General features: G+C 74.7%; 6 protein-coding genes. 4 read left to right on the forward strand and 2 right to left on the reverse strand.

All coding sequences use genetic code 11. The features are described from left to right. Positions 1-120: 120 nt before the first annotated feature. Both ACI79U_RS21125 and ACI79U_RS21130 read right to left on the reverse strand, forming a co-directional pair. Positions 121-1,368 carry a hypothetical protein gene (locus ACI79U_RS21125; RefSeq protein WP_457071041.1) on the reverse strand — a complete coding sequence of 416 codons (1,248 nt, stop codon included), beginning with the start codon at positions 1,366-1,368 and terminating at the stop codon, positions 121-123. A 14-nt stretch (positions 1,369-1,382) separates the two neighbouring features. Further along, positions 1,383-2,903 carry an LCP family protein gene (locus ACI79U_RS21130; protein WP_457071044.1) on the reverse strand — a complete coding sequence of 507 codons (1,521 nt, stop codon included), beginning with the start codon at positions 2,901-2,903 and terminating at the stop codon, positions 1,383-1,385. Positions 2,904-3,080: 177 nt separating this feature from the next. Here ACI79U_RS21130 and rfbB point away from each other — a divergent pair, with 177 nt between their 5' ends. The 4 genes from rfbB to ACI79U_RS21150 all read left to right on the forward strand — a co-directional run bounded on the left by rfbB (position 3,081) and on the right by ACI79U_RS21150 (position 9,107). Next, entirely contained in the window at positions 3,081-4,106 is a 1,026-nt protein-coding gene (gene rfbB / locus ACI79U_RS21135; RefSeq protein ID WP_457071046.1) for a dTDP-glucose 4,6-dehydratase, read from the forward strand. Beyond that, positions 4,103-4,987: a dTDP-4-dehydrorhamnose reductase gene (rfbD, locus tag ACI79U_RS21140; RefSeq protein ID WP_457071048.1), complete on the forward strand. Its 885-nt coding sequence runs from the start codon at positions 4,103-4,105 to the stop codon at positions 4,985-4,987. Before rfbB ends, rfbD begins: the two co-directional genes overlap by 4 nt. Positions 4,988-5,125: 138 nt before the next feature. Next, on the forward strand, positions 5,126-7,162 hold the full coding sequence (locus ACI79U_RS21145; protein ID WP_457071050.1) for an N-acetylmuramoyl-L-alanine amidase: 2,037 nt from the start codon (positions 5,126-5,128) through the stop codon (positions 7,160-7,162). Next, the gene (locus ACI79U_RS21150) at positions 7,152-9,107 is read left to right on the forward strand and encodes a SpoIID/LytB domain-containing protein (RefSeq protein ID WP_457071052.1); all 1,956 of its coding nucleotides are present in this window, start codon (positions 7,152-7,154) and stop codon (positions 9,105-9,107) included. Before ACI79U_RS21145 ends, ACI79U_RS21150 begins: the two co-directional genes overlap by 11 nt. Positions 9,108-9,247 lie beyond the last annotated feature (140 nt).

Raw genomic sequence — 9,247 nt, forward strand, 5'->3', positions numbered from 1 at the left:
GCCCCGGCCGGGGGGCCCCCCCCCCCCCCACCGCCCCCGCGGGGCCCCCCGAGGGGCCCCGTGGGGTGTAAGGGGGGGGCCCGCCCGTGCCCCCTATGGGCCCACTTCGGCGAAGTCGGGTCAGCGGAGGGTGGCGCAGGGGAGCGTCACCGTGCCCCAGCCCGCCGGGCTGAGCTCCAGTGCGACGCGCTGCGGCGCGCCCGGGCCGGCGCAGCGGTCGGTGGCCTGCTGGACCTCGGCGGACCAGGACGGGCCGGAGAGCAGGTAGGGGTCGGCCGGGAAGCCGATCACCGCGGCGGCGACCAGCAGGCTGGCCACCGCCGGGGCGGCCCAGTTCCGGACGGCACTCGCGGCGAGCACGAGGGCGGCCCACAGGAACAGCGCGCCCAGGCCGGCGTAGCGACCGGTGAGGGCGTCGGTGATCACCGACGTCCCGGCGTACAGGGCGGCGCCGACCAGCGCGACCACCGCCACGGCGAGCCGGTGACCGTGCGCCCCGGCCAGCGCCGCGGCGCCGGCCAGCAGCAGCAGGACCCCGAAGGCGGCCGCGGTCGCCGCCGGGGTCACCGGCACGCCCGCGACGCTGTCCAGGTAGCTGCGGGCCAGGCCGTCGGGCACGCCGGGCGCGCGGTCCAGCACCCGGCCGGCCGTCTGGGGGGCGAACAGCCGGGACAGCGCCTGGAGCACCAGCCCGGAGGCGATCCCGGCCGTGGCCGGGTGGCGCAGCGCGCCGCGCCGGTGCAGCAGCAGCACCGGCGCCAGCGCCACGGCCAGCGGCGTGGTGACGGCGACGACGAGGGCCCCGGCCGCGGTCGCCCACCAGCCCCGGCCGCGCAGCGGCTCGCGGAGGCAGGCCCACAGCGCGCCGTAGAGCAGGAACCACTGCAGGTTCGCCAGCGAGCCGAGCGACTCCACGCGCAGCGCGGGCACGGCGACCGTGGTCACCGCCGCCAGCAGCGCCCAGCCCCGGCTGCCGGTGACCGCCCGGGCGGAGTGGAGCACCCAGACGCCCACCAGGCCACTGACCACCAGGGCGGCGAGGACGGCGAACCGGGCGAAGTCGACCAGCGGCAGCTGGCTGCCCAGCAGCGTCAGCACCCGGGGCAGCCCGTGCATGTAGCCGGCGTAGGACCAGACGACCGAGCCCCAGCCGGAGTCGACGGCGTCGGCCAGGAAGACGGCGCCGTCCTCGGCCCACAGCCGGTCGAACGGCCAGCCGCTCACCAGCAGCCGCGCCCCGTGCAGCCCGCTGGTCAGCACGAACGCGAGCACGGCGAGCCCCGGCCCGCCGGCCGGCCACCCGCCCGGACGCGGGTGCGCCGGTGCGTCGGCCCCGGGCCCGGCCGTCCGGTCGGTCGTCGGTCCCACCGCCGGCGCCCCGGTCAGTTGATGCAGCCGGTGTCGGCGGCGGTGCGGGCGTTCTCGGCGGACGGGGCCGGGGCGGCCGGCTGCGCGGTGACCGGCTGGCCGACGCCGTTGAAGTCCGAGCCGAGGACGACCTGCACGGTGCCGGCGGTGGCGTCGTCGACCAGCTTGGTCACCGCGCCCGGGATCGAGCCGGCCACGGTCGCGGCAAGCGCCTCGTCTCCGGCGGCGAAGCGGATCTCGGTGACGTCGTAGCCGCTGGAGTCGGCGTTGGCGGTCGTGCCGACGCCGTAGCCGGCCTGCTGCAGGCTCGCGGCCGCGCTCGCGGCCAGCCCGGACCGGCCCGAGCCGTTGTAGACGTCGACCGTGACGTCGGCCGGGTCCACCGGCTCGACGGCCTCGGGGGCGGGCGCGTCGGCCGCCGGCGGGGCGGCGTTCAGCTCGGCGAAGAAGGCGTGCAGGGTGTCCTCGTCCTCCAGCCGGATGATCGACTTGCCCTCCTCGCGGTCGTCGCCGAGGTTGGGCACCGTCTGGAACTCGATGCTCCCGGCGGTGACCGACTGCATCTGCTGGGCCAGCTGCAGCAGGTTGAGGTTCTGGTCGACGGTCAGCGCGTGCGAGGCGGCCTGCACCAGCTCCCGCTGCTTGCCCAGGTCGAGCAGCACGTCCTCGGAGAGCATCTTGCGCAGCACGCCGGCGATGAACACCTGCTGGCGGACGATCCGGTCGAAGTCGCTGCTCGTGGTGCCGATGTTGTGCCGCTGCCGGACGAACTTCAGCGCGTCGGCGCCGGTGATGGTCTGCACCCCGGCGGGGAAGTAGGCGCCGGACCACTCGCGGTCGTCGACGGCGTTGCACAGGTTGACCTCGACGCCGCCGACGACGCTGGAGAGCTCGAAGAAGCCCAGCAGGTCCACCTCGGCGTAGTGGTCGATCCGCAGCCCGGTCAGCCCGCTGATCGTCTGCACCAGCAGCTGGGCACCCTGGGCGTTCTTCGCGTCCTCCGACGCGCCGTCCGGGGCGTTCATCCGGCCGTAGGCGTAGGCGGCGTTGAGCTTGTCCTCCCCGTGGCCGGGGATGTCCACCCAGGAGTCGCGCGGGAAGGAGACGAACGACGCCTTCGAGCCGTCCGCGGGGACGTGCACCAGGATCATCGTGTCGGTGTTGATGCCGGAGTCCTCGCCGGCCATGAACTCGGCCAGCTGCTGCTCCGTCAGGTTCGCCCGGCTGTCGTTGCCGACCAGCAGCAGGTTCATCGCCTCGCCGGTGCGCACCGTCTCGTCGTTGCCGTCGGTGGGGATCGCGTCGGTCCGGTTCACCGTGGCGTCGGCGACCCGGCCCAGGTACCAGCCCCAGCCGCTGGTGGCCAGGATGGCGATGGAGACGACCAGCGCCGCGACCCGCCCGGTCCAGGTCAGCCGGCGGCGCGCGTCGGTGTCCGCGGTGCTGGTGCGGGCCCCGGGCGGGCGCCCCAGCCGGGGGTCCAGGCGGGGCGGCAGCGCCGGGGTGTCCGGGCGCTCGTCGTCTCCTCGGGTCACGAGTCCTCCTCGGCGGCGGGGGGCGACGGCCGTTCCGCGGCCCGAGCTCCGCCGTCCAGCGGCGCGGTCCGGGCGAATGTACGTCGTTCGGCTGTACTTCGAGGGCAACCGACCGGACGTACGGGACACTGTGACCGCTGGGACACCAGCGTTCACTCCCGACCCGAAGGGCCCGCTGTGCGCATCCTCGTGACCGGAGGAGCCGGCTTCATCGGCTCCCACTACGTCCGGACACTCCTCTCCGGCGGCTACCCCGGGTTCGAGGACGCCGAGGTGACCGTCTTCGACAAGCTCACCTACGCCGGCAACCTGGCCAACCTCGCGCCGGTCGCCGACAGCCCCCGCTACCGCTTCGTGCAGGGCGACATCTGCTCGGCCGGCGACCTCGACGCCGCCCTGCCCGGCCACGACGCGGTCGTGCACTTCGCCGCCGAGTCGCACGTCGACCGCTCCATCGGCGGTGGCGCGGCGGACTTCGTGGTCACCAACGCGCTCGGGTCGCAGCAGGTGTTCGAGGCGGCCCTGCGCGCCGGCGTCGGCCGGGTGGTGCACGTGTCCACCGACGAGGTGTACGGCTCGATCGACGAGGGTTCCTGGACCGAGGAGCACATCCTCGAGCCGAACTCGCCCTACTCGGCGTCCAAGGCCGCCAGCGACCTGATCGCGCGCGCCTACGCGAAGACCTACGGCCTGGACGTCTCCATCACCCGGTGCAGCAACAACTACGGGCCGTACCACTTCCCGGAGAAGGTCATCCCGCTGTTCGTCACCAACCTGCTCGACGGGCTGACGGTGCCGCTCTACGGCGAGGGCGCCAACGTGCGCGACTGGCTGTTCGTCGACGACCACTGCCGCGGCATCCAGCTGGTGCTGGAGAAGGGCGCCCCGGGCGAGATCTACAACATCGGCGGCGGCCGGGAGCTGTCCAACCGGGAGCTCACCGAGCAGCTGCTCGCCGCCACCGGCCGCGACTGGAGCGCGGTGGAGCAGATCGTCGACCCCCGCGGCGGCGGTCACGACCTGCGCTACTCCGTCGACTTCTCCAAGACCGCGGCCCTGGGCTACGCGCCCCGGATGCCCTTCGAGGAGGGCCTGGCGCTCACCGTGCAGTGGTACCGCGACAACCGGGCGTGGTGGGAGCCGCTCAAGGCCGCCCCGGCCGCCCCGGCCGCCCCGGCCACCGCTGCCGCCGCGCGGGCATGAGCACCCCCGGCGCGCAGCCCACCGCCTGGCTGGTCACCGGCGCCTCCGGCCAGCTGGGCACCGACCTGCAGCGGCTGCTCTCCGGGCAGGACCTCACCCCGCTGGGCCGGACGATGCTCGACCTGACCGACGAGGCCCAGGTGCGCAGCGTCGTCGGCCGCTGGCGGGACGACGCGGTGGCCCGCGGTGCCCGGCCGGTGGTGCTCAACGCGGCCGCCTACACGGCGGTGGACGCCGCGGAGACCGACGAGGCGACCGCGCAGCGGGTCAACGGCGAGGCCCCCGGCTGGCTGGCCGAGGAGCTCGCCGGCGCCGGGCGGCTGGTGCACGTCTCCACCGACTACGTCTTCGCCGGGGACGCGCAGACCCCCTACGGCGTCGACGACGAGCCTGCGCCCCGCACCGCCTACGGCCGCACCAAGTTGGCCGGGGAGCGGGCGGTCGCCGCGGTCGGGGGCGACGCCGTCGTCGTCCGCACCGCCTGGGTGTACGCCCGGCACGGGGCGAACTTCGTGCGCACCATGACCCGGCTGGAGGCCGAACGGGACACCGTCTCCGTGGTCGAGGATCAGGTCGGCTCGCCCACCTGGGCGGCGGACCTCGGCGCCGGCCTGGTCGAGCTGGGCACGCACCCCGCGCCACCGCCGCTGCTGCATTTCGCCAACTCCGGGGAGGTCAGCTGGTACGGGTTCGCCCGGGCGGTCTTCGTCGAGCTGGGTGCCGACCCCGAGCGGGTCCGCCCCCTCACCACCGCGGAGTTCCCCCGTCCCGCGCCGCGGCCGGCGTACTCGGTGCTCGACGTGTCGGCGTGGACCGGCGCGGGGTTGCGCACGCCGCGCCCCTGGCGGGCCGCGCTGACCGAGGCGATGTCCGCGGGCTGACCCCACCGGGGCTGCTGTGACGCGCGGGTCGGCTGAGAGATCTGCGCCCGGTTTTGGCGACATTTGCCCGCGCCGGGGGTTCAACCGCGCCGGTCCGGGTGCCGATGATCCGAGTCGTACGAGCCTGTCGTCCGCACCGTGGTCGGTCGACGGGCGTTCGTCGACCAACCGGAGGAACTCTTCGTGCGCCGCATCGCCGGGGTCGTGCTGGCCTTCATCGTCCTGACCGGGACCTTCCTGGTCCTGCCCGTCTACGCAGCTCCGCAGCCCGAGGCGACGCCGGTGGCGCCCTCCATCGACACCGTCGACCTGGGTTCGGTCGACCGCCCGGAGGACGAGGCGGTCGTCACCACGGACGGCGTCGTCGTCGACGCCGGCCCGGCCGCCGCGGCCGGTGCGCCGGCCTCGCCCAGCCAGCCCGCGCCCGTGCCCACCGGGGCGCCGGTCGACCCGGCCGACGACGAGGACGCGGTGGCCAGCTCCGGCGCCGAGGTCGAGGGCGTGCCGGCGCTGACGGTGTCCCAGTCCGCCACCCGGCGCTTCTCCACCGTGGGCGTGACCTGGGCCGCCGACCCGGCGGCCACCGGCGTCACCGTCCAGATCCGCACCCAGGACTCCGGGGGCACCTGGAGCGACTGGACCGCGCTCGAGGTGGAGGACGCGCAGGGCGGCGACCCGGACGCGGACCTGCGCGCCGGCACGGCGCCGTACTGGACCGACGAGGCGTACGGCATCGAGACCGTCGTCCAGGCCGCCGACGGCAGCACCCCGCGCGACGTGCAGCTGACGCTGATCGACCCGGGCACCAGCCGGGCGGACGCGGTGCCGGGCGCGCCGGCGGCGACCGACCAGGCGCACGCCGACAACGCGATGCCGGCCATCTACTCCCGGGCGCAGTGGGGCGCCGACGAGCGCCTGATGGGCTGGGGCGCCGAGTACGCCCCGACGCTCAAGGCGGCGACCGTGCACCACACCGCCGACAGCAACAGCTACGCGGCCGAGGACGTGCCCCGGATCCTGCGCTCGATCTACGCCTACCACGCGGTGACCCTGGGCTGGGGCGACATCGGCTACAACGTCGTCGTCGACAAGTTCGGCCGGGCCTGGGAGGGCCGCGCCGGCGGGCTGGCCAGCACCGTCGTCGGCGCGCACGCCGGCGGGTTCAACACCGGCACCTTCGGCATCTCCATGCTCGGCAACTACGACGTCACCGCCGTCCCGCAGGCGGTGGTCGAGACCGTGGCCAACGTGGTCGCCTGGAAGTTCTCCCTCTACGGCATCGACCCGCGGGGGACGGTCACGCTGACCTCGGGCGGTGGCGGCACCGCCAAGTACGCCAAGGGCCAGTCGGTCACGCTGCCCACCCTCTTCGCCCACCGCGACGTCGGGTCGACCGCATGCCCGGGGCGCTACGGCTTCAGCCGGATGGGCGAGCTGCGCAGCCTGGTCGCCGAGCGGACCACCGTGGCCGCCGCGGTCTCCCCGACCGGTCCGCGGACGCTGCTGCGCAACAGCGCCGGCGGGGGGCTCGCGGAGTGGACGACGACCCGCGGCGACGCCGGCGACATCCCGTTCGCCTGCGACTGGGACGGCACCGGCAACCAGACGATCGGCATCTTCCGCGCCGGTCTGGTCTACGTGTTCAACTCCAACGCCTCGACCGCGCGCCACGAGTACTCGTTCCGGTTCGGCGACGCCGGGGACACCCCGCTGTGCGGGGACTGGGACGGCGACGGCAAGGACACCATCGGCATCTGGCGGCAGGGCGTCTTCTTCCTGAAGAACGCCAACACGACCGGGATCGCCGACGGGGTCTTCCCCTTCGGCAACCGGGACGCCCAGCCGGTCGTCGGCGACTGGAACGGCGACGGCTACGACACCGTCGGCGTCTACCAGAACGCCACCTTCTACTGGGCCGACAGCAACCTGCGGCCCTACGCCGACGGGCAGCAGCCCTTCGGCGACCGCGGCGACGTCGTCGTCGTCGGTGACTGGAACGGCAAGGGGCGGGACACCTTCGGCGTGTTCCGAGCCGGGAAGTTCCTCCTGGCCACCTCGCTCGCCCGGGCCCAGGCGGATCTGAGGTTCTCCTACGGCGACCGGGACGACACCCCGGTGACCGCGGACTGGAACGGCGACGGCACGACGACGGTGGGGATCATCCGTGACTACTGACCACGCGCACACCGCGCCGACCGGGCGCAGCCGGCTGCGCCGCTGGGGCGCCGCCGCACTCGTGGGGGTGGGCCTGATGGGCGGGGCCTCGCTGGTCGCGCCGGCGACGGCCTCGGCGGAGCTCACCGGCGACGTCGTCATCACCGGGCACGGCTGGGGGCACGGCCGGGGGATGGGCCAGTACGGCGCGTACGGGTACGCGACCAACCACGGCTGGTCCTACCAGCAGATCGTCGGGCACTTCTACGGCGGGACGACGCTCGGCGGTCAGGCCAACGGGCCGATCACCGTGGCCCTGACCGCCCGGGACAACCAGGACCTGCTGGTCACCTCCGGCCGCGACTTCGTCGTCGGCGGGGTCGCGGTGGGCGCCGGGTCGGCGGCCCGGGTGCAGGCGCGCCCGGACGGCAGCTACCTGCTCACCACCAGCTACGGGTGCGACCAGCCCGGGGTGTGGCAGACGGTGGTGCCGAACTCCCGCGTGGTCTCCACCGTCGACCCGGGCAACGACCTGCACGCGATGCTGAGCCTGTGCACCGCGGCGGGCCTCAAGCAGTACCGGGGCGAGCTCTCGGTCGTCTGGGCGAACAACGCCCAGCGCACGGTGAACACCCTGGCGATGGAGGACTACCTGCGCGGCGTCGTGCCGCGCGAGTCGCCGGCCAGCTGGGGCGACGGCGGCGGCGGCAAGGGCATGGAGGCGCTGAAGGCCCAGGCCGTCGCGGCGCGTTCTTACGCCTGGTCGGAGAACCGCTGGAGCTGGGCCAAGACGTGCGAGACGACGTCCTGCCAGGTCTACCTGGGCGCCGGGTCCAACCACGCGTCGCTGGAGGACCGGCGCACCGACTCGGCCATCGCCGCCACCGCGGGGGTGGTGCTCCGCAACGCCAAGGGGGCGATCCAGCGCACGGAGTTCAGCTCCTCGACCGGCGGCTGGTCGGCCGGCGGGACCTTCCCGGCGGTGGTCGACGACGGTGACGCCATCTCCCCGCACCACAACTGGTCGCAGACCGTCCCGGCCACCACGATCGGCAACGCCTTCGGCGTCGGGACGCTCATCGACATCAAGGTGACCGCCCGCAACGGCCTGGGCGCCGACGGCGGCCGGGTGACCAAGGTCGACGTCGTCGGCACGGCGAAGACCGTCTCGGTCACCGGCGCGAACGTGCGGGTGCAGCTGGGGCTCAAGTCCGACTGGTTCGTCATCCAGGGCGCCGGCGCCGCACCCGCGCCCCAGCCCCCGCAGGTGCCGGTGAACCCCGACCTGCCGACGATCTACCGCGGGTCGGGCAACGCCGGGGCGCCCAGCGCCTCGGGGATCAACTTCGGTGACCCGGGCGACGTGCCGCTGGCCTGCGACTGGAACGGCGACGGGCTGGACACCTCCGGGGTCTTCCGCAACGGCCTGTTCCTGCTGTCCAACGGCGAGGGCGGCTCGGCCGACGTCGTCTTCGGCTTCGGTCAGGGCGGCGACCAGCCGTTCTGCGGCGACTGGGACGGCGACGGCAAGGAGACCGTGGGCGTCTACCGCGCCGGGCAGGTCTTCCTGCGCAACAGCCTCACCACCGGGATCGCCGACGGTCAGTACTGGTTCGGCGCCACCGGGGACACCGTGGTGGCCGGCGACTGGAACGGGGACGGCTACGACACGCCCGGCGTCTGGCGTTCCGGCGTGTTCTACCTGACCAACAGCAACCTGCGCCCGACCACCGACGTCGTCCTGCCCTACGGCGACGTGCGCGACCTCCCCGCGGTCGGCGACTGGGACGGCAACGGCACCGACACCGTCGGCGTCTTCCGCAACGGCACCTTCCTGCTGCGCAACGCCCTGAACCCGGGACTGGCCGAGGCGACGGTGCCCTTCGGTGACGTGGGCGACCGCCCCCTGGTGGCTGCCTGGAAGGCGCGGGGCCCCTCGACGGTGGGGGTCAGCCGGAAGTACTGACCGCTGGTCCAGCCGGCACGGCGGGGGGGGGGGGGGGGGGGGGGGGGGGGGGGGGGGGGGGGGGGGGGGGGGGGGGGGGGGCGGGGGGGGGGCGGGGGGGGGGGGGGGGCGGGGGGGGGGGTGGGGGGCGGGGGGGCGGG

It is taken from the genome of Modestobacter sp. SYSU DS0904 (assembly GCF_054051115.1).

Bases quoted from the DNA above. Each gene is read 5' to 3' on its own strand.
- rfbD (WP_457071048.1), top strand. From the start codon at position 4,103: ATGAGCACCCCCGGCGCGCAGCCCACCGCCTGGCTGGTCACCGGCGCC.